The 25,817-nt window shown below is 39.4% G+C and carries 25 protein-coding genes, 1 riboswitch and 1 other annotated feature; of the genes, 7 read left to right on the plus strand and 18 right to left on the minus strand.

Features of this window, described 5'->3' with window-relative positions; translation table 11 throughout:
- Positions 1 to 77: 77 nt before the first annotated feature.
- From SB775_RS18380 to SB775_RS18395, 4 genes are all read right to left on the minus strand, one after another.
- Positions 78 to 779 (minus strand): GntR family transcriptional regulator, encoded by a 702-nt coding sequence (locus SB775_RS18380; protein ID WP_061465163.1) that lies wholly within the window; start codon positions 777 to 779, stop codon positions 78 to 80.
- A gap of 305 nt (positions 780 to 1,084) precedes the next feature.
- Complete coding sequence (locus SB775_RS18385) at positions 1,085 to 1,705, minus strand: VanZ family protein (protein WP_089362766.1); 621 nt, start codon at positions 1,703 to 1,705, stop codon at positions 1,085 to 1,087.
- Positions 1,706 to 1,971: 266 nt separating this feature from the next.
- The gene (locus SB775_RS18390) at positions 1,972 to 2,988 is read right to left on the minus strand and encodes an ABC transporter permease (RefSeq protein WP_410862702.1); all 1,017 of its coding nucleotides are present in this window, start codon (positions 2,986 to 2,988) and stop codon (positions 1,972 to 1,974) included.
- Positions 2,985 to 3,710: an ABC transporter ATP-binding protein gene (locus SB775_RS18395; RefSeq protein ID WP_410862704.1), complete on the minus strand. Its 726-nt coding sequence runs from the start codon at positions 3,708 to 3,710 to the stop codon at positions 2,985 to 2,987. Before SB775_RS18395 ends, SB775_RS18390 begins: the two co-directional genes overlap by 4 nt.
- Positions 3,711 to 3,827: 117 nt before the next feature.
- Here SB775_RS18395 and SB775_RS18400 point away from each other — a divergent pair, with 117 nt between their 5' ends.
- The gene (locus SB775_RS18400; protein WP_410862706.1) at positions 3,828 to 4,427 is read left to right on the plus strand and encodes a TetR/AcrR family transcriptional regulator; all 600 of its coding nucleotides are present in this window, start codon (positions 3,828 to 3,830) and stop codon (positions 4,425 to 4,427) included.
- A gap of 68 nt (positions 4,428 to 4,495) precedes the next feature.
- Here the strand turns inward: SB775_RS18400 and SB775_RS18405 are convergent, their stop codons facing one another.
- Entirely contained in the window at positions 4,496 to 5,749 is a 1,254-nt protein-coding gene (locus SB775_RS18405; RefSeq protein WP_410862725.1) for an MFS transporter, read from the minus strand.
- 461 nt (positions 5,750 to 6,210) lie between these two features.
- Positions 6,211 to 6,402, minus strand: coding sequence for a hypothetical protein (locus SB775_RS18410; RefSeq protein ID WP_317778213.1), 192 nt, complete (start codon positions 6,400 to 6,402; stop codon positions 6,211 to 6,213).
- A gap of 330 nt (positions 6,403 to 6,732) precedes the next feature.
- Positions 6,733 to 6,875, plus strand: a riboswitch (cyclic di-AMP (ydaO/yuaA leader).
- A 142-nt stretch (positions 6,876 to 7,017) separates the two neighbouring features.
- On the opposite strand from SB775_RS18410, the gene SB775_RS18415 reads away from it, so the two are divergent.
- Together SB775_RS18415 and SB775_RS18420 are read left to right on the plus strand one after the other, a co-directional pair.
- Positions 7,018 to 8,382 carry a TrkH family potassium uptake protein gene (locus SB775_RS18415; protein ID WP_410862708.1) on the plus strand — a complete coding sequence of 455 codons (1,365 nt, stop codon included), beginning with the start codon at positions 7,018 to 7,020 and terminating at the stop codon, positions 8,380 to 8,382.
- Between the two features lie 23 nt (positions 8,383 to 8,405).
- Positions 8,406 to 9,062, plus strand: coding sequence for a potassium channel family protein (locus tag SB775_RS18420; protein ID WP_410862710.1), 657 nt, complete (start codon positions 8,406 to 8,408; stop codon positions 9,060 to 9,062).
- 49 nt (positions 9,063 to 9,111) lie between these two features.
- Here SB775_RS18420 and SB775_RS18425 read toward each other — a convergent pair whose 3' ends face one another.
- From SB775_RS18425 to SB775_RS18445, 5 genes are all read right to left on the minus strand, one after another.
- Positions 9,112 to 9,516 carry a DUF2283 domain-containing protein gene (locus tag SB775_RS18425; RefSeq protein WP_176431908.1) on the minus strand — a complete coding sequence of 135 codons (405 nt, stop codon included), beginning with the start codon at positions 9,514 to 9,516 and terminating at the stop codon, positions 9,112 to 9,114.
- A 138-nt stretch (positions 9,517 to 9,654) separates the two neighbouring features.
- Positions 9,655 to 10,488, minus strand: a complete 834-nt coding sequence (locus tag SB775_RS18430; protein WP_410862712.1) for an STAS domain-containing protein — start codon at positions 10,486 to 10,488, stop codon at positions 9,655 to 9,657.
- A 435-nt stretch (positions 10,489 to 10,923) separates the two neighbouring features.
- Entirely contained in the window at positions 10,924 to 11,628 is a 705-nt protein-coding gene (locus SB775_RS18435) for a class I SAM-dependent methyltransferase (protein WP_410862714.1), read from the minus strand.
- Positions 11,629 to 11,885: 257 nt separating this feature from the next.
- The gene (locus tag SB775_RS18440; protein ID WP_410862715.1) at positions 11,886 to 12,569 is read right to left on the minus strand and encodes a class I SAM-dependent methyltransferase; all 684 of its coding nucleotides are present in this window, start codon (positions 12,567 to 12,569) and stop codon (positions 11,886 to 11,888) included.
- 337 nt (positions 12,570 to 12,906) lie between these two features.
- Complete coding sequence (locus SB775_RS18445) at positions 12,907 to 13,530, minus strand: class I SAM-dependent methyltransferase (protein WP_410862726.1); 624 nt, start codon at positions 13,528 to 13,530, stop codon at positions 12,907 to 12,909.
- Positions 13,531 to 13,933: 403 nt separating this feature from the next.
- On the opposite strand from SB775_RS18445, the gene SB775_RS18450 reads away from it, so the two are divergent.
- The 3 genes from SB775_RS18450 (at position 13,934) to SB775_RS18460 (ending at position 16,400) form a co-directional block, all read left to right on the plus strand.
- Positions 13,934 to 14,212 carry a PadR family transcriptional regulator gene (locus tag SB775_RS18450; RefSeq protein ID WP_397260673.1) on the plus strand — a complete coding sequence of 93 codons (279 nt, stop codon included), beginning with the start codon at positions 13,934 to 13,936 and terminating at the stop codon, positions 14,210 to 14,212.
- Between the two features lie 16 nt (positions 14,213 to 14,228).
- The gene (locus SB775_RS18455; RefSeq protein WP_410862717.1) at positions 14,229 to 14,948 is read left to right on the plus strand and encodes a pentapeptide repeat-containing protein; all 720 of its coding nucleotides are present in this window, start codon (positions 14,229 to 14,231) and stop codon (positions 14,946 to 14,948) included.
- A gap of 310 nt (positions 14,949 to 15,258) precedes the next feature.
- Positions 15,259 to 15,510 (plus strand) — a binding site (T-box leader).
- A 68-nt stretch (positions 15,511 to 15,578) separates the two neighbouring features.
- Positions 15,579 to 16,400 carry an ATP-grasp domain-containing protein gene (locus SB775_RS18460; RefSeq protein WP_410862718.1) on the plus strand — a complete coding sequence of 274 codons (822 nt, stop codon included), beginning with the start codon at positions 15,579 to 15,581 and terminating at the stop codon, positions 16,398 to 16,400.
- A gap of 280 nt (positions 16,401 to 16,680) precedes the next feature.
- On the opposite strand, the gene galE is transcribed toward SB775_RS18460, so the two are convergent.
- The 6 genes from galE to SB775_RS18490 form a co-directional block, all read right to left on the minus strand.
- The gene (galE, locus tag SB775_RS18465) at positions 16,681 to 17,652 is read right to left on the minus strand and encodes a UDP-glucose 4-epimerase GalE (protein WP_410862719.1); all 972 of its coding nucleotides are present in this window, start codon (positions 17,650 to 17,652) and stop codon (positions 16,681 to 16,683) included.
- A 229-nt stretch (positions 17,653 to 17,881) separates the two neighbouring features.
- Positions 17,882 to 18,769, minus strand: coding sequence for a UTP--glucose-1-phosphate uridylyltransferase GalU (gene galU / locus SB775_RS18470; RefSeq protein WP_089362753.1), 888 nt, complete (start codon positions 18,767 to 18,769; stop codon positions 17,882 to 17,884).
- A gap of 342 nt (positions 18,770 to 19,111) precedes the next feature.
- A complete protein-coding gene (locus SB775_RS18475; RefSeq protein WP_410862721.1) occupies positions 19,112 to 20,854 on the minus strand; it encodes a phospho-sugar mutase in 1,743 nt (580 codons plus the stop codon).
- Between the two features lie 305 nt (positions 20,855 to 21,159).
- Positions 21,160 to 21,801, minus strand: coding sequence for an NAD(P)-dependent oxidoreductase (locus tag SB775_RS18480; protein ID WP_284469501.1), 642 nt, complete (start codon positions 21,799 to 21,801; stop codon positions 21,160 to 21,162).
- A 396-nt stretch (positions 21,802 to 22,197) separates the two neighbouring features.
- Positions 22,198 to 22,608: a disulfide oxidoreductase gene (locus SB775_RS18485; RefSeq protein ID WP_089362749.1), complete on the minus strand. Its 411-nt coding sequence runs from the start codon at positions 22,606 to 22,608 to the stop codon at positions 22,198 to 22,200.
- Between the two features lie 3 nt (positions 22,609 to 22,611).
- A complete protein-coding gene (locus tag SB775_RS18490) occupies positions 22,612 to 23,307 on the minus strand; it encodes a DsbA family protein (RefSeq protein ID WP_318686760.1) in 696 nt (231 codons plus the stop codon).
- A gap of 337 nt (positions 23,308 to 23,644) precedes the next feature.
- Between SB775_RS18490 and SB775_RS18495 the strand changes: the two genes are divergently transcribed.
- The gene (locus tag SB775_RS18495) at positions 23,645 to 24,079 is read left to right on the plus strand and encodes an Rrf2 family transcriptional regulator (RefSeq protein ID WP_061465201.1); all 435 of its coding nucleotides are present in this window, start codon (positions 23,645 to 23,647) and stop codon (positions 24,077 to 24,079) included.
- Positions 24,080 to 24,188: 109 nt separating this feature from the next.
- On the opposite strand, the gene SB775_RS18500 is transcribed toward SB775_RS18495, so the two are convergent.
- The coding region (locus SB775_RS18500) for an SH3 domain-containing protein (RefSeq protein WP_410862723.1) at positions 24,189 to 25,817 on the minus strand (1,629 nt) is incomplete at its 5' end.

The following is a 25,817-nucleotide window of genomic DNA, read 5'->3' on the forward strand; positions in this document are numbered from 1 at the left end:
GTTGGCCCATTTATACTGCTGAATAAATAATAAGAGCGATTGCCAATTAAATGCAGTCGCTCTTTTTTCAAAGCATTTTAATTTGTCAATGTTAATAGTTTTGCGGAAGTATAATTATATTTCTCAATCGAAAAATCAAAAACGACTCCTGCTTTTAAAAACACCGTATTTTCTACAATTAAAGTCGGATCTCCTGGCTGCAAGTCCAAAAGCTTTGCATCATCATCATTTAGTTTCTCACACGAAATGATTTTATCTGCAAAACCAATATTCAGCTTCAAATCCTCGACTATATATTCATAAATGGAACCATTTGCGATTTCTTTATTTATGATGGGGATGATGTCTTTATTGAAAAAGGACTCTTCTATTACAATGGGTTCACCATTTAAGCATCTAACCCGTTTGAGGTTATAGATTTTGGTTTTCAGATTACATTTCATTTTTTCGGCCAATTTTTCATCAGCTTCTATTAAATCTAACTTCAACACTTCACTTGTCATTTCATCCTTTTCAAACTGTTTCGTTAAGCCATTCATATTCTTCATCGAAATACAGCCAGGTCTGGAAAATTCCCTTAGGAATATCCCGCTTCCTTGAACTTGATAAATATAACCCTGTTCAGCCAATATATTGATTGCTTTTCTTATGGTATTCCTGCTGACATCGAACTTCTTCATCAACTCTTCTTCAGTAGGTAACTTAGTATTTAATGTATATGTTCCTTCTAATATTTCTTTCTCCATTTGTTCTACGACCATTCTATACTTTACACCCATATTTCCCTATACCTTCCTCTATACATAATGATTTCGAACAATAATTTAGACTAAATGTTAGGTTTTCTTTACAATAGTTTATTTTATAACGATTGTAAAGAAACCTCAGTTTCTTTTGGAACAGGCATGTTCAATCCTTAAGCCGTTCCATATTTCAAACCAAAAAAAGAGACATCAAATCGTTTAACGATACGATGTCTCCAAATCTATTGAGTATCATAGTTATTTATAATCTTGGCGAGGAACCGCATTCCCTTTCAGGCCCCAAGTTAATTTGTTCAGCATTTTACCCCTTGAAGTGAGATTTACTGCCTCTGCACCCTTTTACTTTTTCCAGAACGGAACACTACCACACTCGTGAACAAAGGATACAGTACGTACCCCAAATAAACACCCATCATATTCAGTATCAGGTCATCGACATCCAAACTTCCGCGCCGAAAAACGAGCTGACAGATTTCAATACCTGAGATCGTTATGAATGGGTAAAGAAATTTCCTTAAAGCAGATGGCTCTTTCCCATCCCTGGACAACAAATACAGCCCGAATGGAATGAACAGACCCACATTTGCGCTAAGGTTATAAAATGACACAAGCCCGTTCATTTCGTTCGATAAATATGAAAGTATCGTAGAAAAAGGAATCAAATTATACGAATATACCTGCCCTTTTGGTCGGAAGAACAGCAAAACCAATAATGATAAACTGTAGCAAATCAAGGCTGCCTGCCACAAAAGGCGCGGAATCATCACCGTTTCACCTCGAAAATAAAGGACCGCAAACGAAACGAAAAGAAGTATACAAAACCAAACAACCATGATCACCAAAGGATTCAAATATAATAGAAGCTGAAGGAAAAGAGGTAAACCGCACAAAAACAGGGCTTGCGACAGCAAAAGGGAAAGCATGGCGGATTTTCGGGACATTGTAACTCCCCCTTCTATTTCTCTCAAAATCAATGCATATCATTATATCCTAGGACATCCTTAACAAGCCGTCAACAAACTACATACACCTGTCATTTAGAAAACTGCCGGTATGTTCGTCAAGGGGAAGTTCTTTCGAATAAATCACCCGAAACGAAGGAGAATTCGTCCGTTGTGTTTGATAATTCGTCCTTCATCCGGCAGAACAAAAAAAGCCGGTTCCTCACTTTCCAGGAATCAGGCTTTTTTGTTTATTGATGTTCATTTTATAGTGCACGGTATTTTTTTAAACTTATAATATTGATGGTTATAAAAACGACGGAAAATGCCAGGAGAATGAGTAAATCCAGTAAAACCTCATTGAAAGTGAAACCTTTGTACATAATCCCGTTCATGGCATCCGATGCGTAATAGAGCGGCATGACCTTGCCGATTTTTTGCAGCCAGTCTGCCATGCCATCCAATGGGAAAATCCCTGTGAAGAAGACTTGCGGCACGATGACCAACGGAATGAATTGTACCATTTGGAATTCAGATGTTGCGAAACTCGATAGTAATGTACCAAGCGATAATGCAACAAGCGCGACAAGTATATTCGTTAATAAAACGAGCCAAATGGAGCCAACAAGGACGATATCCAACACATTTACGGCATATAGTACGACAATTAAGGTTTGAACGAGCGCAAATATGCCATATCCGATTACATACCCCGCTACGATTTCGTATCGTTTAATCGGTGTAGCAAGCAACCGTTCCAACGTACCACTTGTTCGCTCCTTCAAAAGTGCAATCCCTGCTATTAAAAATACAAAGAAGAACACGAAAAAGCTGACGAGCATCGGACTGAACGTATCAAAACCCTTTGTTTTGGCATCCCCGTATACATATTGCTTCTCAATTGAGGGTGTATTTTTTCCATTCCCTTGCAGCCCTTGCATCAATTGCATTTGAACGGCCTTTGCACGGCTCGGTTCGTCGTTCAATAGTGTCAGTTTTATCTTGCCATTTTCAACCTGCAGCCAGCCATCTGTATCATTTTCAATCATTTTCCCCTGTGAAAATTCCTCAGCAGCCGTTACTTGAAAATCCGCTTGTTTCAATGCTTTAACCATAGCTTCATTACTGCCTGTAACAACGATTTTCAAATCACTCGCTTCTGTATCGAAAATAAAATACATGAGCGTTAAAATGAGCAATGGAGCGAGGAAAAATAAAGCGAGCGTCCTTCGATCCCGGCGCATCTGCTGTGTGATCCGCGTAACAAGAGAGGCAATTCTCATTTTAGGCCACCTCCAATCCTTAAAAAAACATCATCAAGCGTTTCCGCTGCATATTGTGTTTTTAAAGCCGCCGGGGTTCCTGATGCGATGATTTCACCCTCACGCAGCATCGCCAGTTTATCGCATCGTTCCGCCTCATCCATCACATGCGTCGTGATGATGATCGTCTTATGATCTTCATTTCTTAAACGCTCAAGTTCCCGCCAAATGGATCGTTTCAGCAAAGGGTCCATTCCCACTGTCGGTTCATCCAAAATGAGAATCTCCGGATTTTGGATGAGTGCAACCGCCAGTGACAGACGGCGTTTCATCCCCCCGGAATAATACGCAACCCGAACGTTCAAGTCACTCGTCAACTGTACGATTTCAGCTGCATATTGAATGCGTTCCCTTCGTTCCTTTTTCGAAAAACGGTATAGCTTCGCAAAAAACTCGAGGTTTTCAGCACCCGTCAGATCTGTATATAAAGCATCGGATTGTGCCATATAGCCGACATCCATTAACAGTGCTTCATTTGGCACTTCATGATCCAGAACCGTGACTTTACCAGCATCGGGCTTAATCAATCCGACAAGCATTTTAATCAAGGTCGTCTTTCCGCATCCGGATGGACCTAACAAGCCAAAAATTCCACTTTTTTCAATATTCAGGCTCAATGGCTGAATGACCTTTTTATGATGAAAACCCTTAGCAATTCCTTCAATGGAAATCGCATTTTTCATTGTACACACATCCTCCCTCTTTAATTAACACGGTGTTGAGTGTATCATCATTCTAAGGTAGCTTTTAGTCTAATACAATCAACACATTTCGAAAAATGTTTAGTGAGGAGACATTCAATGGCGGAATTTCATGAGGATATGGTACAAAAGACGAAAAAGCAGATACAACATCATTTTATTGCACTCGTTGAAGCAGAGGGGTTCTCACATGTCTCAGTGAAGAAAATTGCAGAGCGCGCCAACATTAATCGGGGCACATTCTATTTGCATTACACAGATAAATATGAATTGATGGATCACTTACAGCAGGAATTGTTAAATGAACTACAAACCCGAATTACTGCCATTTTGCCGAAAGAGGCTTTTTTGGCTCTCCATCAACAACAACTTTACCCGCCTTTCGTAGCCATTTTTCAATTCATCAGTGAACATGCGCACGCATTAAGGGCCATTCTTGGAGATAAGGGAGATCCTTCTTTTGCAAAAAAAATAAAGCTTGTGTTCGGTGAAGTACTATCGGAGCGTTTGATCAGCCAGCATCCAGCAGCTAAAGATGAAGCATTCCGCATGTATATGCACGCCTTCATGACATCTGCGATTTTAGGCGTTATACAGGAGTGGCTGGAGAATTGCGAAGAGCAAACGGCGGAAGAAATGGCGAAAATTCATTTTCAAATCCTGAACTTCATCAGCCAATTACGGGCATTCATTCAATGAACTTTTATAAAGGCATGTTCCATTTACATGCCTTTAGGATAATAAAATGGGATACTCCCCCTTTAAACTTACATCTTTTCCCCCGCTTTGACCTCTGCCTTTCCAACCTGATAATACCTGCTCTTCGAGGCCTTCATACTAAGCATGGACAATAAAATGGATATAGCAAACATGATCATTGAACCTGAAATCACCACGAACCGACTCGAAATGAAATGAGCTGAAACACCGACAATTGCTGTAGTGATGATGATCAATAAAGCTTCTAACAAGCCAAAAACACTTCCGACCCTGCCCATGATTTCCACAGGAATATTATTTTGATAAAAGGTTTGAAAGCCTGTATTGGCAAACGCCAGAGAAAAGGCAATGATGAAGAAACCGATGGCGGCCAATGAAAAGGAATTCGAAAAGGCATAGACCATATAACCTATCGAGACAAATAAAGATCCAAGACCAATCATGTACGAGATTTGCACTTTACTGATGAATACGGCATTGACTATGGCACCCGCAATGATGCCTGCCCCGGCGATGCTTACAAGGAATCCGTAATCGCTGTCCGACAAAAGGAGTATGGCCTTGGCAAACGCTGCTTCTTGGGAATCGATGGCCGTTTCCATCACCACCATGCAGCTGAATAAGAAATAAATGAGCATGATATAGGAAGATTTCCGGCTGAAATCCAGGACGATGCCCCAATCCTTTTTCATGATGGTCCAAGACAGGTAATGACTGGATTTTCCAAGGGGATGATCCTTTTCAAGATTAGGCATGAATAGAGTGATGATACCGGATAATAATAAGGCAGCCGCGTTAATATAAATGGCTAAAACCGGTGTACCGATTAAGAAAAGGATACCCGCTATCGCTGGTCCAATCAAAAAAGCTCCAGAATCGATCAAGCTTCGTAACGAGTTAAATCGTTTCCGCTGTTCAATGGGGATTAATTTTGTTATATAAGTCCTTGATGCCGTTACAAACATGGCCTCTGCCATATTGATCACGAAGATAAGGGAATAGATGACCCAAATAGAAGAAGCCAATGGCAGCAAAGCCATGAATACCGCTCGAAATAGATCAAGTGCGATCATTAGATTCCGCTTATTGATCCGGTCGATCACGCTGCCGGCCCAAACATTCGTAAATATGGCAGCCATCGGTTTAACGATATACAGTCCAGCAACCGCCAAGGCCGAGCCAGTCATATCCAGCACGATTAAATTAAGTGCAATGAAATAAACCCAAGCACCGAAGTTGGAAATCCCGATCCCGCACAATAAAATGGAAGGATATTTCCAAGATACTAATGAATTTCTCAATGTCAACGCTTCCCCTCCTTAGAAAGAAAATATAAAAACAATAAAAAAAACCGTCCACAAGAAATGCGTCTTGGGGACGGGATCAATAGAACGGTGCCAATTAATATGTCACCATTATTAATCTTATGCCGTATTGCATTAACAGCATGCAATAACTATGCACTATAATGGGAACTCCCTTTAAGCCTCAATACATCCCCGTTACTCCTTTCCAGTTTACCAAGCGCACTGGAAAGTTGCGTTTCATTTACTTTTTTCTCATCAGAATCACATTCCCCCTAAACTTTAACATTAATGGTATAATTTTGTAAATGTTATGATTTTCAAAACAAAAAAACTCATTCAAAATTAAATGAGTTTGAAAGCAAAACAAGATAGGAATTTTTCGCTCAGCGTTCCCGAATAAGACACAGGAATGACATAATTGAATACCGTTAAATGAATGTTTGGATTCAGCTGATTTACTTTAGGGAAAACAATTTTAATAACGGATTCTTTTTCTTATCCGTTATCCTTAACTCATTCATTATGATTTGGTCCTCATGATCGGCTATCCATTTCCTTAGTGCATCTTTATCCTGGCATTGTGTTAAATATGTCTGGCCACCCTTGCCTGTAGCGTTAATAACATATCTATTGAACGTCTTCTCCATAATTGCCCGCCTTTTTTATAAAATGTCTGAAACCTTTAAATACGAATGCATTGACTTTTTCTATGCTTTTCAAAAGAAAAATAGTTTATATATATTAATAACATTGATTGCCCATGACCTGTTCAGCTAGAAAGTGTTGAATCAAGTACACCGAAACTGTTATCATAATCGGATTAATCGAACCTATCATAATGTGCTAACTAATATTTGTCAATACGTTTTATCAATGTAAATAAAACGTAAATTTTCAGTTTTATTAAAGAAATATTTTTTTACAATTTAGGGGTTTACAACTGCTAAATGTTGGGAGTAGAATACGTTTATCAATTTAATATATTTCGGCCAAAACTCAAAGGAATTGAGTACGGAGGACCCAATCATTTGGGGTTAATTCTGCCATGCAGAAGGGATGAGATCAGCTCTTTCGCCATCCTACCCGTCAGCTAACTTCGTCGGCTAAAGCGAAGGAGGTCATAAGACCGCCTATTTCGGGAGCTTTTTTTGCACGCTTTTTGTGACAAAATAGCTGTTCGATGTTTACGCAGGTCTTTTTATTATGCTTAAAAAAGATTTGATAACAGGATTGATGGTTAAGATATTCATACAGTTTTACACATGTCATTTTTAGGTAGGGATGATCAATTGATAAAAGCAAAAAAATTATTCGATCCGCCAAAAATCCTTGTACTAGGCTTTGCCACCCTGATACTTATTGGGGCCTATTTGCTGACCCTGCCGATTTCTACTGAAAATGGGAATGGCCTTGCTTTTCTGGATGCTTTATTCACCTCAACCTCCGCTACATGTGTAACAGGACTTGTCGTAGTGGATACGGGAACGACCTTCACCACCTTTGGTGAATTGGTCATCTTAACACTGATTCAGATAGGCGGCTTAGGTTTCATGTCATTTGCGACGTTTTTCTTTTTCCTTTTAGGCAAAAGGATTTCTTTAAAAGGCAGGTTACTCTTGCAGGAATCCTTAAATAATCTTTCCATGGCAGGTATAGTCAAGTTAGTAAAACGGCTTTTAATTTTCACGGCCATCATTGAAGGCATGGGTGCCCTTATCTTATCGATTCGCTTTTCTTTTGACATGCCAATCGGCAAAGCGATCTATTACGGGGTTTTTCATTCCATATCGAATTTCAATAATGCCGGTTTTGATTTGATGGGAGAATTCAAGAGCTTGACCCCTTATGTATCGGATCCATTCGTAACCCTTACGGTCGCCTTCCTGATCACGTTTGGCGGAATAGGTTTTATCGTGATGAATGAACTATACGAATATCGTGATACCCATCGTTTATCCGTACATACGAAGGTTGTTCTGATGACTAGCCTGACAATTACAATCGTCGGCGCAATTTTAATCTTTTTATTCGAGTTCGGTAATGCCAAGACATTGCAGCCTTTATCTTTCATGGGTAAAACGTTATCGTCTCTATTTCAATCGGTTTCACCAAGGACGGCCGGCTCCAATACGCTGAATATCCCTGATTTGACTCAACCCACATTACTGCTCATCATTTTCTTGATGTTCGTTGGGGCTTCACCCGGATCGACTGGCGGCGGGATTAAAACAACCACATTTGCGACGCTTATCGGAACGGTCTGGTCACAGATTAAAGGAAAGGGTGATGTGGTATTATTCCGTCACCGCATAATTAGTGAAACGATTTTTAAAGCATTATCCGTTACATTCATTGGCGTATTCATGGTTTCAATCATCTCCATTCTGCTGACCATCACTGAAAGCGGAAGTGACTTCTTGATGATTTTATTTGAAGCCACTTCAGCATTTGCCACCGTGGGACTTTCAATGGGTTTGACCCCCGAATTATCACCGGTTGGCCGGATGCTCATCATTTTCACGATGTTTGCAGGCCGTGTGGGTCCTTTGACTTTGGCCTTTGCCATCGCTATGAGGCGCAAACCAGATCCGTTCCGACGTCCAAAAGGGAAAATCATGATTGGTTAAACATAAATGAAGGAGTGTAAAAGATGGGAAAAAGACAATATGCCGTGATTGGTTTAGGCAGATTCGGAACCAGTGTGGCCCATAGATTATATTCGGCTGGCCAAGAGGTATTGGGTATTGATATCAGCGGGGAAAGAGTCGAGAATGCGGAACTGAGCGTTACCCATGCAGTCATTGCGGATACGACTGAAGAAGAGACATTGAAATCCATTGGAATCCGCAACTTCGATTGTGTCATCGTAGCCATCGGAATTGATATGCAATCAAGCATTTTAACTACCTTGCTTTTAAAAGAGCTTGGGGTCAAAAAGGTGATTGCCAAGGCCCTTAATAAAAATCATGGTCAGGTGCTCACTAAAGTTGGAGCCGATTGGGTCATCTATCCTGAGAGGGATATGGGGGAACGGGTCGCGAACCAGCTTCTGTCCCCTAACATGCTGAACTATATTGAACTATCTAAAGAATATAATATCGAGGAAATCATAGTCCCCATGAGCATGAAGGGAAAAAGCCTCAGGGAGCTGGATTTACGCGCAAAATATAATATCAGCGTCATTGCCATCGTGAGTAATGGGGAAATTATCATAGCACCATCACCCGATCAGGATATCCAAGAAAAAGATATGCTTTTAGTGGTTGGCAATAAAGAAGATCTTGCCGTCTTTGCAAATATTGAATAATGGTTCCCCTTCTCGTTTCCGGTTCTGGCTGTATGAAGATGAACTAAAATCAGCCGATTAAGAATGACTCATCATAGGACTTCGTGTCATATATATCGATTCCTATAAATTCCCTGCAGTCAGGATCTGAAAAGAGAAACACTATTTTCTTGGCATCAGGATGAGTAACTGACCGTTTTACAAGTACATCATTCAATCTTAAGGAATAATAGCTTTCACCATCAGCTGTAATTCCTATTGTGAATGTAGGCATTTCATCAGCCAAACCTTTAATTTTCAAGGCTGTTCCACCTTCCAATTCAATTCCTATGATTGGAATGCCTTTGCCGAAATCCAGAATGATATCCTCGTTAAGCGGGAGCTCGTCCGTTTTTGTAATGGTGTGCTTCAATGGTTCGGCTAAATAGATATAGCCCATACCCGCATCATCATCAAATGTCATATGCCTTTCCATAGTTCCACCTCCCTTTTCTGTAGCGGTTTCATTTTTATGTTTACCCATTCAAGAAGGCTGCTTTATGGCGGTCTTCTTGAATGGATTTTATACTTTTTTCACTAAAACAAATATTCCCCTGCCATGAATACGTATGTATTATTTAATGGTATTGATGGCTTGGGCAAGAGTGGATTTTATCATCACTTTATCAAAAGGCAGTTGAAGCTTAACAGCAGTCTTGGCTATTTCCGGCCGAAGTCCTGAAAGGGTTGTCCGGATTCCGATCAAAGTTAAGGATTCAATCAATTGTGACAGTTGGTGGGCGGATACACTATCTATTGCATGGACGCCCGATAGGTCAATGAAAAGCCTGGTGACATTTTTTTCAGCGCATTTTTGTAATGTGTTTTCAAGCAAGGACATGCCTCTCGCCGTGTCAATATCACCGATCAGGGGAAGCAACGCCGTGTTATCTTTAAGGGAAATGATAGGCGAGCTCAATTCATCGATCGTTGCCTGCTGGGCTTTCATAATTTTATTGGCATATCTATGATTCGCTTCCGTAAACCGCTCCATCACTTCACTGAGCACCTTGACCACTATCCGGTACCAGGAGTTTATTTCCTCCTGTGTATGTTGATCTCCATGCAATGCCACGAATTGATCAATATAATCCAAGTATTGCTCTTGCGTTCGAAAGAACTCCCTCAATATAAAATAGATGGGTGTGTTTAAATGCTGCTCATCCTGACCGATATTTTCAATCCACTCACCAAGATGCTCAAAGTATTCCCTTTCCTCTGTATCAAAGACCTGAAAGAAACGTAAATGGAATTCATTATTTTGTTGCTTAAGCTTTTTAATTACTTCGGGATCAGGTGAGCAATAAACCCCCGCCTTATCATTTTTATTCAATGTTGCGTACCAATCCTCAGTCAATTGTGCTGCAACACCTAATAAAAATGAATATAGTTCTTTATTTCTGTGCATAAATTCCCCACCTATTTATTTTTTTATCATCCCAATTGGTCTCAGCAATCGATAAATCATCGCTACTGGAAGACTGGAATCAGCATTGTAAGGGTATTGAAAGTTAACGATTCAATCAACAAAGTAAGCATCAAAGATCCCCCCAATGGTCCCCTCTTTCCATTTACCTTCCCAGCTATTTTTGAAACCATACAACTGCCGATTTTTTAAAAAAGGATTCTTAAAAACATTCATCAATTATTCTGGTCATTTTATTGTTATAGTTTACCATCTTTATTTTTTGTTAACAATTTCACCTTCATCCAAACCATTTTCTTTTCACGTGAAAAAAGGACCTGATCCCAGATCCTCCGTTTAGTGGCATTGAGTGGCATTGAGCCGCACTATCCATAACCTTTAAACCACCCCATCACCGTTTCACCCATCTAATGACCATTACTTTTTCATAAATAAAGCCGTCCATAAACCTTGCACCCCAAAGGTTTCATCAGATTCTTCCTTTTTCCTCATTTTACGTATTTCCACCACTTCAAATTCCTTGAAAATCATTCTAAGTTTTTCTTCAGTAAAACCTAATCCGCCTTTAAGGCTTCTTTGCCTATATACCTCCCAATCCGAGATGTCGGCACCACCTAATATGCCGCCTTCTATAAAACAAGTAATCGAATACAATCCCCTTGGCCTTAACGCCTTTTTCACCATCTCCAAATAATTGATCCTTCGATGTGGTGCGATATGATGAAAACAGCCTGAATCATATACGAAGTCATATCGCCCTTCCTCAATTTCCAACTCAAATATATTCCTTTGAATGAAGTTCACTTGGACTTTCTTTTCTGCCGCTCGTTCTTTTCCCCATTCCAGGGCTTCCTTTGAAAGATCAACCGCATCAACAGAACAGCCCTTTTGAGCAAGGTAAATAGCATTTCTTCCAGGACCGCACCCAAGCTCAAGTACCTTTCCAGACCCAAGCAGCTCACTATCAAAGTATTGAACCAAATTCTCATCAGGGAGATTTCCGAAAAAGGGAACTCCCTTTTCCCGGTCTTCATAAAAACCATTCCAGAATGCAGTTGGCTCACGCAATAACGAATCAAGCATGTTCAATAGATCTTCATAGGTTGTAATCGTCTCCGACAAAACCCATCACCTCTTCCCATTATATCCCACAATTTAATTATACCGATTTCGCCCGGCGGCCATGTAACAGCTGCATTTGTTACATATGACGTAAAGCTAGCAAAGTCGCACTCAAACTGCCTTCTGATTGATAATCCAACATTACTTAATAACCGTTTATCAGCTCATTATCCATTAGAAGAATGACAGACAACGGTGTCTCCCATACTTACGCACCTTGATAGAAACAACCCATTATCAACATTACGGACAGGTTCCTATTTTTTAGCTACCAAACAATAAAACTCATCTCTATTATGTATCCTGATGTCCTTGAATCCGCATTGTACCAAGCTACTTTCTATCTCCTGGATTGAATACAGTTTAAAGTCCTTCGTTTGCTCCATCATTTCCATATTGGTTTTAGATAAAAATAACATTCCATGCGGTTTTAACACTCGGTATGCTTCACATATTCCTTGATCAATATCATCCCAAAAATAAATGGTATGGACGGTGAATACTTTATCAAAAAAGTCATTTCTAAAAGGTAAGCTTTCAATATTGGCTACCTGTATATCCACCACCCCATCGTACAGATACTTCCTATTCCTCCTCATTGCTTCTTTGACCATCTTTTCGGAAATATCGACACCATAATTTCTGCCAAGAATATTCACTTGAGCCAATCTAGTTAATGTGGAGCCATTTCCCATTCCGACTTCCAGAATTTTTTCGTTTCCATTACTATTCAATAAGCCAATTGTCCAATCATTTATAGTATGGTTCCCTCTCTCCATATACCTGCCCACCCATTTGGAGAGAGGGCCTTTCGGATTTTTCAATTGACTCCCAATCCACTTCTGAAACATGCCTCCACCAGCTTCCTCAATATTATTGTTCTTTACCATCACTTTGGCAGCCATAACTATAACAATCAAAATGGCAAGACTGACAAACAAATAAATCCCCCTTAGATGAAAAAAATATCCCAGCCGATTAAGAGAATCCACAACTACCTCTCTATCACCAGCAGTTCTCGATATCTCCAAGAAAATAATAATAGGGTTAAAATCATGCTATTGGCAGTAAGCATTGAAAAGATATAATCATGGCCAATCATTTGCATACTGATAAAGGATGTAATAACGACGATTAGAAAAACCAAGGAAGACTTAATTGGGATTTTCCGTTCTATACATCTATTTAAAATAATATAAGGTTATAAACCATGATGAAGAAAATAAACTTCGTTGAGCCCTTCCATTTTTCAGAATGATTTTCACACCTTTTGGGTCTTTACTCTTCCCTCCGTTTACTGATAATTATCTTTCTATACATTCCATTCAGCATGATCGATCGATTTTCTTCCATTTTCATATTTTTTTCATGTCTACTGAACAAGTCTTCAAACCTCAAGCCAATATCTGTACCTAAAAATCTAATAATGGGTCTCAGAAGCTTTTTGGGTAATGAAAGCCGTTCATCTTTAGAGATAAACTTATCGAATATGATTATTTTCCCCTCGCCTTTTAAAACCCTGATCATTTCCTTAAGACATTCATTTGCATCAGGTACGACGGAAAGGACCAAACTTCCAACTATATAGTCAAACGATTCATTATCGAATTCCATATGCTGTGCATCCATCTCCAGGAAAGTGATCGATCTATCCCCATATTTAACCATCGCCTTTTTTAGCATATCAGCCGAAAGGTCTATCGCCGTTATCTCAAGGTCAAGGTGCTTGATCAACTCTAAATCGGCACCCGTTCCTACGCCCACAAACAGAACCTTTGCATTGTCATGAAATGATATCTCTTCAAATATACTTTTCCTGGCTTTTAAAAAGAGGGCACTGAAGGTTTTGTCATATATTGGAGACCAAACCTTATAAATTACTTTATTCCACGAATTATTCAACATCCATACCTCCCCGGCCTCTTACATACTTCTTCTATAAAGCATATGAAATCCCTTCCAAGCGGATATGTAAAGTTCATTCAGTATGCGATGTTTCCTTCCACGATAACGGTCAGGTATGCCATATCTCTAAAAACTGTTCCCACTATTGGTTTTCTTCCTTAAATCATCATAAGATTGCTCCAGCCGTGTCCGACATTAGGTTTCCCTGTATTTCTTTCCATATAGAACAACCCTCCAAATCTAAAGGCCATACCTTTTTAAACACAGACCTTACACCTGCAACCATTTTAATAAATTACCTTGACTGTCATAGTAATGCATTATAAGATATACCACAGGAGGTGAGGATTTGGTTCAACGACAGCTATCCTCTGACCTGCTTCGCGGACATGTAGATACGATGATTCTAAAACTCCTGCAAAGTGGCGATAAATACGGTTATGAAATCAGCAAACTGATATATATGAGTTCAAATGAGCAATATGAATTAAAGGAAGCGACCATGTATTCCAGTTTAAAACGTCTAGAAAAGGACGGATGCATCATCTCTTATTGGGGAGATGCTTCACAAGGCGGAAGAAGGAAATATTACAAAATCACCCCCATCGGGGAAGACACATATACGCAAAATAAAAATGATTGGGAACTTGCCAAGCGAATACTTGAACGCCTCTTGTAAGAAAGGAAGATGAAATGTGATTGAAAAACTGCATGCACATGTTCATGGCATTTTTGCACCGTACAAAAATGCAAAAACAGCAAATGAATTGGAAGAAGAACTGCTGCAAAACTTACTGGAAAAATACAATGACCATAAAAGGAATGGCTCTAGTGAGCAGGAAGCGTATAAGCTGACTGTGGATTCAATTGGAGAAGTATCAGAGCTCATGGAATCACTCAATCTTCACTATAGTGAACTTGAGCAAGCGATAAACATGGACTATTCCAGACATCGCTTATTGGATTCCGACTTTCGCTCGGTTTCCGTGCATGACGGGAAATTCAATTCCTGTGATTTAAGCCGCTCTGATTTCAGCCATTCCGACCTGACGAACAGCACTTTTAAAAGCAGTAACTTAAATAAATGCATCTTTGAAAACGTCAATTTAACGAGCACCTTATTTAAAAGCGCGAATTTAAAAGGCGTAACTTTCAAGAACAGCATTTATAATAAGACCCATTTTAAAGGCTGTAATTTATCTGGTCTTACATTTGATGGGGAAACATTTAACCAAACCATTTTCGAGGGTTCTTCATTGAAAAAGGCATCATTTCGTGATGCCACACTCATCAATGTTCAATTCCGGATGTCCGATTTAAAGAAAATCGACTTTACTGGAGCTTCGATGGATAAACTTACTTTCAACTTTTTAAATGGAGCGAAGGTTGATCTTAGCAGCGTGACCATCATCTAAAGGAGGGATTTCCAATGACGTTACCGATTGCGATTGTCGTATCCACCTCAATCATTTGTGTGACCGTATTTTTGACTGCGGTCGTTTTAAAAGGGATGAGCATGGGGGAATGATTGATTAAAGAACCCTGTGCTAAGACAATACACGTCTTAGCACAGGGTTTTTACGTTTTCAATTTAAATCCATGAATTTAAGTATAGAAGTAACAATTATCCTATATTAAGAGAAATGACCATTTTCCTTGCTGGTAAAAACCATTGATTTTATTTTCTGACTATTATACAATAACTCAAATTAACCTAATTTTATTTAACATTCCATGAAGAGAAAGAGTACGTTATAGTTTCTGTTCCAAAGAGAGCTGGTGCTTTGCTGAAAGCCAGTGTCCAGATAATAACCGAAGATCATCTCTGAGAAGTAAAGCCGAACCTTTAGTAAGCTTTACCGGTTTCCTCCGTTATAAGGGACAACATACAATTATGTTTGTAAAGGGCAGCAATGTGCTTTCTAAGCATTCCATTAAGCAAGAGTGGTACCGCGAGTTCCGAATCTCGTCTCTTAATGAGACGGGATTTTTTGTTTTAATCCAGTTAAATCAATGAAAATAAAGGCAAAGCAGGTGAAGGTCTAATGCAGACACTATTATTCGTAACAGATTTATACTATGAAGCAAAAGGAAGAAATTATTATGAGGAGGATTTGTTCCTTACTTCGGAACTTAGGGAAGATTTTCAATTGGTCATTTGTCACCCTGAAGACACTGAAACATTTGAAAAGGATTTTGACCTAATTGTATTTCGAAATGCTGGTCCAGTAGCAAATTTTAAAGATAAGTATCAAGCATTCCGCAAGAGAGTGGCTACTGGTTTGAAAACTTATAATTCATTTATTGGAAAGGCTGATATGAACGGGAAAGAATACTTAATTGAACTGACGAATGCCCAATTTCCTGTCATTCCAACTATCGATACCCTTGATTCTTTAAATAAACTTCCTAATGTAGAAATGTACATAGTGAAGCCGAAAGATGGTGCAGATTCCATCGGTTTGGCATTTGTCTCGAAAGATGAATTGGGAGAAAAAATCGATTCAGAATCAAAGAACCTATTGGTACAACCCTTTATCAACTTTGAGTATGAGGTTTCATTTTATTTTATCGATAAGGAATTTCAGTATGCTCTTTATGCACCAGACAAAGAGAAAAGATGGGGATTAAAGGAATATACACCAACAGAAAAAGATTTAGCCTTTGCTCAGCAATTTATTGAATGGAATAATCTTGATTGGGGGATTCAACGAGTTGATGCATGCCGGAATGAGCAAGGTGAACTTTTATTGGTTGAACTGGAAGATTTAAATCCCTATCTTTCCTTGCTGGAATTAACTGATGAGACCCGTCAGAACTTTGTAAAAGCGATGAAAAAATCAATACAGAAAGCTCTTCAAGCTTAGAATAACAAAGAAAGACTTTTAATTAAGTCGTTTCAGACTGTCGCAAAAATTCGTGAACGGACGAATAAAATTTGAGTTAGGTCCAACTGGGTTGCGCGGTCGAATAAACTGCGCGGGAGGTCGAAAAACTGGCTAGCCGAGATCCCACAGACGCGTGCTTTGGTGAGGCTTGGCAGACAGTCGGCGGCCGAAATCAAATGGAACGATTTTCAACTAAAAAAACTGCAGGCAAACTCGCTTTTCTTCGAGTTTGTCTACAGCCTGAAACGACTTTTAATTGTTAAACTATCTGAGATTTATGCCATTTCCATGCACTTTCAATAATCTCTTCCAAATCTATTGATGCTTTCCATCCAAGTTCTTCATATATCTTATTAGCTGAAGCAACCAGACGGGCTGGATCTCCAGGGCGACGGTCTGCATACTCTATGGTCGGCTTCACTCCTGTGACCTTTTCACAAGTGTCGATTACATCTTTAACCGAAAATCCTTTTCCATTCCCAAGATTGTAGATGGCCGTATCCTTCTTCCCGGACAATAGGGCTTGAAGCGCGATTATATGAGCTTTGGCTAAGTCCGTTACATGAATATAATCACGAATGCAAGTGCCATCTTTCGTGTCATAGTCTGTGCCAAATATGGAAATCTTCTCTCGTTGACCTAATAAATGCTGTAAAATAATAGGAATCAGATGTGTTTCAGGATCATGACTTTCACCGATTTCTGCCGAAACATGTGCTCCAGCCGCATTAAAGTAACGTAAAACGACATAGTGGAGTCCATATGCATTTGCAAAGTCACTTAAGATTTGCTCCACCATCAATTTCGAGCGGCCATATGGATTAATCGGATCAGTTGGCTGATCTTCATCAATCATATCCACATTTGGTATACCGTAAGTAGCTGCCGTTGATGAAAAAATGAAATTCTTAACATCATGCTTGAGCATGGTATTCACTAATGTAAGAGTTGCACCAACATTATTATCATAGTATTTATAAGGGTCTTGGACAGACTCGCCAACCAAGCTATTAGCAGCAAAGTGCATTACAGCTTTAATGGGATATTTAAGGAATATTTCATTCAAGACCGCTTCGTCCCCTAAATTACCTTCTACCAAGATCGACTTCGAATCGACCAGCGAAGGAAAACCGGTTGAGAGATTATCCAGAATGACAACCTCTTCTGTATTCACTAACTCTTTTACAAGATGACTTCCAATATATCCTGCACCGCCAACGACCAAAATCATATAATATTTACCCTTTCTTTTTAAACTGACTTCTTTACGTTATAAGTTCTCCCAACAAACCTCACGCGTCTTAAGAATTGGGCGTCCCTGGATCGCACGCTTTAGCCCTTTTAGCCATAATAATCCCCTCCAGGCAAGTCGTGTACAATCCAAAATTGTTACTGGTCTTAGTACACTTTCTACCTAAAGGGGATAGTATCACATAGGTGTTTTCTCTATTTAAAATGGTCTATCTGATTCCTGCTTTATGCATCTTGAGGATATTTTCCATTTCTTTTATAATGTCGTCTCTTAAATCAGGACGTTGAAGGGCAAATTCAATTGTCGTTTTCACAAAGCCATCAACAACTCCTACATCATAACGTTTTCCTTCAAAATCGTAAGCGAAGACTTTTTGGATTTCATTCAGTTTTTGGATCGCATCCGTTAACTGGATTTCACCGCCAGCCCCTGTTTCCTGCTTAGCTAAGAAATCAAATATTTCCGGGGTTAGTATGTATCTTCCCATGATGGCTAAATTGGATGGTGCCGTTCCTTGTTCTGGTTTTTCAACGAATCGGTTCACTTCGTATCTTCTGCCTTCTTGAGTAAGCGGGTCAATGATGCCGTATCTATGTGTTTCATTCTCATTTACTGGCTGCACTCCAATGATGGACGAACCTGTCGCATCATATTCGTTGATTAATTGACGTAATGATGGCACATCGCTTTGAACGATGTCATCGCCTAAAAGGACTGCAAATGGCTCATCACCAATAAAGTTACGTGCACACCAAACAGCATGTCCAAGGCCTCTCGGTTCTTTTTGCCTAATGTAGTGGATATTAGCTAAATTCGATGGGTATTGTACCTTCTCCAATAAATCGAATTTCCCTTTTTCCCTCAAGTTGTTCTCTAGTTCGTATGCATTATCAAAATGATCTTCTATCGCACGTTTATTCTTTCCAGTGACAATGATAATATCTTCGATTCCCGCTTTCACGGCTTCTTCTATAATATATTGAATAGTTGGTTTGTCCACTATTGGCAGCATTTCTTTTGGCATAGCCTTCGTAGCAGGCAAAAATCTAGTTCCCAATCCAGCTGCAGGAATTATAGCCTTTTTTACTTTTTTCATACTCTTGTTACTCCTCCATATCAACTTTAAAAATTAAATCCATATAATTTACAGTTTTTTCTTAATCACCATATTAATAGTAACATAGTCTGGTTTTTTGTTAAAATGTTTGTATATTCAATACTTTTTATATCCTATTTATTATATACCAATTTCTTCATAATTTAAAACTTATTGGGTAAATCTTTCATCTACAACTGTTTAGACACATAAATTGACACTATTCACCGTCTCTAGCTTGGAACGGAACGTCTGATAAAGTAAACATGGCCCTTTCCCGAACGAATATCAGGAAAAGGCCTTATTTTCTTGATTATACGGCTGTCAGGTCCAAAGACTGACTTATTTAGTACTATTGATCATCCCATTAATTTTTTCCATGAAAGCATTCATGACTAGGTTCAACTTCAGCTCGGCTTCTTCCATCGTTTCACCTTGGATTCCGAAATAGAATTTGATTTTAGGTTCTGTCCCAGATGGCCGTAAGCATACCCATGTGCCATCCTCAAGGAAGTACTTAATTACATTTGATTTAGGTAAATCAATGACTTCTTCCTTATCGGTGCCCACCGTCAGCTTCATGCCGCTTTGATAATCCTCCTGCACAGTTACACCTTTTCCGGCTATTTGCTTTGGAGGATTCTCACGGAATTGATTCAGTATCCCTTGAATCTGCCCAGCGCCTTCGATCCCCTTTAAGGTCAATGACTGGAGTCCCTCCAGGTAATATCCGTACTTTTCAAATATATTTAGCAAACCTTCATATAGGTCCATGCCCTGCTTTTTATAGTAGGCACACACTTCCACCGCAAGAACAGCAGCTTGGATCGCATCTTTATCACGGGCAAAATCCTTGATTAAATAGCCATAACTTTCTTCATACCCGAATAAGAATGTGTGCTTACCGCTTTTCTCATATTCGTTGATCTTTTCAGCTATGAATTTAAAACCCGTTAATACATCAACGGTCCCTAAGCCATATTCATTTGCGATCCTGCGGCCTATTTCAGAAGTCACTATCGTTTTTAAGACAACTCCATTGGGAGGTAAAGTGCGTTTCGATTTCTTTTCTTTTAAAAGATAATCCAATATTAGTGCACCAGTTTGGTTACCTGTAAGCACTACATATTCGCCATTCTTATTTTTAACGGCGATACCGAGCCGATCTGCATCCGGATCTGTTGCGATCAACAGGTCCGCCGATACCTCATTTCCTAATTCAATGGCCATTTCAAATGCTGCATGTTCTTCAGGGTTCGGTGATTTGACTGTCGAAAAATTGGGATCAGGCAATTCCTGCTCTTTAACAACATGTACCTTATCGTATCCCAGATCTTTTAAAGCCCGCCTAACCGACTTATTTGCTGTGCCATGAAGTGGTGTGAATACTACTGTCACATCAACTTCTTCGCTTAGATTTCTGTTTTCGGGCACAGTAAGCAACTTTTCATTATAAGCGGCATCGATTTCCTCTCCGACGATCTCAATGAGGCCCTGTGCTTTCAATGCCACTTCATCTTTTACCGAAATGGCAAGTTCATTTTCAATCGCATTCACGAATTCAATCACTTTATCAGCAGTAGCCGGAGGAAGCTGGGCACCATCTGGTCCGTACACTTTATAGCCATTATACTCAGGGGGATTATGACTTGCCGTGATAACGATCCCAGCATAGGCATTCAGTTCTCGAACGGCAAAGGATAACTCCGGCGTTGGTCTTAACTCATCGAATAGATAAGCCTTGATCCCTTCAGTAGCCAAGGTCTTGGCTGCTTCCAAGGCAAATTCAGGTGATTTAAAACGTGAATCGTAGGCAATCGCGACACCTCTGCGTTTTGCTTCATCACCCATCGATTGCAGATAATGGGCTAATCCCAATGTTGCTTTGCGGACCGTATAAAGATTCATTCGATTGGTACCTGCCCCAATTTCCCCGCGCATACCGCCTGTGCCAAATTCCAAGTTCTTATAAAACGCATCTTCAATATGTTTTTCATCATCTTGCATCTTGTTTAGTAATGACTTCATTTCCTCATCAAGGGCTTCGAAATTCACCCATGAGTGGTAAGAACATTTATAATCCATTTTCACATTGTCCTTCTTTCTTTCTGGTTCCCTGTTGGGAAATCTAGATGTTCTGCTAAAGACTAACAGTTATCACTGAAATAAAAAAAAAGCCATTCATAGGACTTTCTTCACTATATTATCAGCAATAAATGGATATCAGTCAATATTTTCAACATAAAAAGGTTTGTTAGGGATGGATAATCAATTGAATTTGAATGGAGGCAATAATCAGGGGATGGCGATGGATTCGGTGATCTTGGACATCAGCCCCTGCCTTAAGACAGGGGCTGATGTCCACTATAATGGATCACCTTACAAACAAATTATTCAGCTTCGGCAACAACCGTAAAGCGTTGATTGATGTGTTGCGGGTTTTCTATTTCATCAAGTACTGCAAGGGCAAAATCGGCATAGCTTACATAACTTTCCCCTTTTGAGTTTACAAGAAGGTTGTCTTTACCCAGTTTATACTCACCTGTTCTATTTCCTTGCGGATCAAAGAAGGCTGAAGGACTGATGAACGTCCATTGAATTCCAGTGGCATTATTTAAATCCTCAAGGTTCTTGGATTGATTAGATGCTGTTGCAAAGTATTCTTTCGGGAATTCAGGTGTTTCCAGTACACGTATCGTTTTCGCCTCGTCAACGAAAAGGCTTCCCGCTCCGCCAACAACGATCAGTTTAGTTTGAGGAGCCCCTTTCATGGCATCAATTAAGATTTTTCCTGCATCTACATGCAGATGTTCTTTCCCTGGTGCAGCACCAAAGGCATTCACTACCACATCAAATGCTTTAATATCTTCAGCTTTCAGATCGAATAGGTCTTTTTCCTGTACGGATGCTCCTTGAATTTGGACTTTGGCTTGATCCCTGACAATAGCCGTAACTTCATGTCCCCTAGTCAATGCTTCTTTTAAAATCATACTTCCAGCTTTTCCGCTCGCACCAATAATACCTATTTTCATTTTCAAATTCCTCCTATATCGTTTTTGAACCCTTAATTGAATTCTCAAATGTAACTGAATTACTTACATGTAACAATATAAGTTACAAGTCACTGATTTGTCAAATATATTTTATCCTGCCTTTAGTCTTATGAGTCATTACGATTGGTAAGTTTCGATTTTCGATGATATATTCCGGTTTTCGATGATATATTCCGACTTTCGATGATATATTCCAATTTTCGATGATATATTCCGGTTTTCGATGATATATTCCGGTTTTCGATGATATATTCCGGTTTTCGATGATATATTCCGGTTTTCGCCGATATATTCCTATTTTCGATGATATATTCCGGTTTTCGATGATAAAAAAAGCACCATTCCCTGTAGAGTTGACAAAGAATGGTGCTTTTTTCAAATATGGCGGTTCTTCCGCATTAGCAGTCCCATACAGATAGTAATGAGAGTAAAAGCAATAAAAGCCAAAAACGGAATCGTGATGAAGCCTAACCAATTAATATACTCACCGGAGCAAGGAACACCACTTTGGCACATTTCGAAATGCTGTAGTGCTGGAATTTTTTGCAGACTATAGTGATACCCTGAAACCAACATGCCCAAAATCGATAATGGGAGTATGTACCGATGGATTTTCAGGTCCTGCTCATAAAAGGCACGGCCCAATAAAATAACGAGCGGGTACATCAAGATCCTTTGATACCAACAAAAGGTACAAGGTACATAATGGAGAACCTCACTAAAATAGAGACTTCCAGCAGTGGCAATGATTGATAGGATCCACGAAAATAATAATGGCTTGTTCATCAACTATTTCTCCTTCGCTGCATCATCAACCATTTTCACTAAATCATCGATTGTATTTCCTTCAAACTTCTTGCCATTAACGAATAAGGAAGGTGTTCCAGAAACGCCTAATTCGTCGGCAATCTTCATATCCTTATTCCATTGGTCCTCAGAATTACCGGCTTTAAAAGAGGAAACGACCTTTTTCACATCTTTGTCATTTGCGATTTCTTTCAATGTATCTTCTAGGAATTTGTCCGTAAACACATCTTCCTTTTCATATTTCGGGTCATCTGGCTGCTTATCGTACAACAGCTCATGAAATTTCCAAAAGGTATCATTTCCTAATTCTTGATAAACACTTTCCGCAAATTTAGCGGATCTAATTGAATCGACGTTAATGAACGAATAATTCATGAAATAAAATTGTGCTTTTCCAGTATCAATCAATTCACTTTGTATAGAAGGAAAGAACTTCTCCTCGAATGTCTTACACACTGGACATTTATAATCACCAAATTCCACAATTTGAACAGGGGCCGATTTTTCTCCCAAATAGGGCTGTGATTTATAATCCATTTCAGATACAGCGGTATCTGTATCTTTGTCTTTCCCATTCGCTAAAAATATAAAGCCAATAATGATTACAGCGATTAACCCTATGATCCAAAACATGAATGCTGAAGATTGTTTTGGATTACCCTTTTTTTTATTAGCCATCATATACCTCCATCTGTTGTAGTTGTTTAGAAATTCCTTAAACAGCCATAATGGACACCTATAAGCACCATTAAGGCCGATTTCAGTTCCCCCTTCCTATATGCCTCTCACCTGTAACTGATTCATTTACACGTAATAATATAAGTTTCACTATGATGTTTGTCAATTACACATACCTTTTATTTTTGCTTCTTCTTAACGGCGTTACTTGACAGGGTAAAGGTTAATGGATAAATATTATTCTTGCACCCTCAATTATAACTTGTAACTACTTGAATTACATGTTAAATAATTTATACTATATAAGAATAGAGATTTTAAAGGAGAGAAAAAAGAGATGTCCATCAGTACCCGCTTTTCCGTAGGAATCCATATATTATCTCTTTTAGAAATAAATAAAGAAGGCGTTAACACTTCTGATTTTATTGCAAAAAGTGTAAACACCAACCCAGCATTAATCAGAAAAATCACCGGCATGCTGAAGAGTGCAGGTTTAGTCAACGTTCGTCCAGGTATTGCCGGAGCGACATTGGCCAAGGAATTATCGGATATTACTTTACTTGATGTTTACCAGGCTGTTAACGTTGTATCCGATAAAGAGTTATTTGGAATCCATGAAAATCCTAATCCAGCATGCACTGTTGGAAGAAATATACAAAATACGATAGAACCCATCTTTTCAGTTGCTGAACTTGCCTTGGAAAAGGCATTGGGAGTGGTAACGATCGAGGATGTCGTTAAGGATATTTTAGAAAAGGATAAAATGAAATAATCAATGCTTCATTTTATCCTTTTCGTCGATATGAAGCTTTTTTCGAGCTGGAAGTTGGTTTTAAAAACAAAAAACACATGAGTCGGTCTCTGTGTTTTTTGCTTCTTTCTTATTTGTACTTAGGAACTTCAATCGTCAATTTATAGGAATCTAATAAACTATACAAATTATAAATCTGTTTCACTTGTTTTGTTGCCCAGCCAATGTCAGTAGCATACTGGTGTGAAGCATATCCATATTTCTCTGCAGCTATAGGATTCCATCTCATTTTGTATAGCGTGTCCTGTCCAGCAGAGATATATCCTTTGGCGATAAATTCGGCTCCGCCTATGATGGCCGCTTCCGGAGTGAACCAGCCTGCATTATATGCGTATTGAGCGCCGCTGCTTAACGCTGTTCCGTCAAAAGCCCCCACTCCATACATATTATAGACCGTTTTCCCGTTCACCTTAACTCCAGTCGCCAACGGTGAAGTGCCATTCCCGGTTTCCAGCAAAGCATGTGAAATCAGGTAGATTTCATTCACCCCATACTTTTCCCCTGCCGAAGTGAAGGTTGCAGCTTGGCCTTGTAAAATCCCTTTACCTGAAAGGATTCTATCATTCACTTCAGAAACGTTCATGTTGGTGACTTGGGAGAGCTTAACGAACTGGAACGATTTGACTGGATCATTCACAAAATTATCCGGATTGAGATTATATTCTATATCTTCCGGGCTGGCATTTACCCATGTCTTGTTATAATCCACCTCATACCAATAGTATCCGTCAGCGCCCATGACTTTTGATTTGATATTCAATGATTGATAATTGCTGACAGCACCGACTACCCAATAATTAGATCCAGCTCCGCCCCTGACACGCCATCCAGTTCCTTTTACCGTACCTTTTGTTGGATTGATTAACGTTAACCCATCCTCTCGTATGTAGGTTTTATACGTTTTATCCGTTTGACCATTCACGGCCATTTGGATTTCAACCATCTTGTCCATCGAAAGATTGTACTCTTTATCGATCCTGATTATCGATCCATTAGAACTCCCTGGAACTTCCGGCGCTTTGGCTGTTAAATATTGCGTACTTACATATCCCGTTTTTCCATTAGCTGTGACTCTTGACCAGCCATTAGACTCAGAATATACATTTACGGCCGTATTGTTTACAAGCTTGGCAATAATCGAAGCGGAAGCTGATGCAGAAGAGCGCATATTCAGACTGGAGCCATCATTCACATTTACATATTTAACTAACGTGGTTTCTTCTTCGTCTGGATTCGGATCCGGGCTTTCCGGTACAGAACCAGGCTTCGTTTCTGATAGATATTGCGTACTGACGTAACCTTCTCCGCCATACGCTATAATTTTTGACCAGCCATTTGATTCCGAGATGACTTCTACCTCTGCACCCTTGGCCAATTTCACAATGATGGAAGCACTTTCTGACGGTTTATTCCGCATATTCAGAGAACCTGAGCTTACATTTACATATTTCGTCGTCGTTTTTTCAGGTATGATTGGATTGGGAGCCGTTCCTGGCTTCGTTGTTGAAAGATAGTCAGTACTTACATACCCATCTATTCCATTGGCCTTGATTTTCGCCCAGCCTTTGGATTCCGAATACACCGTCACTTTCGTTCCTTTTGAAAGCTTCCCGACTATGCTCGCACTTTCCGTTCCGCTTTTTCGCATATTGAGAGAACCAGAGCTTACATTTACATATTTCGTCGTCGTTTTTTCAGG

It is taken from the genome of Peribacillus sp. SIMBA_075 (genome assembly GCF_046534585.1).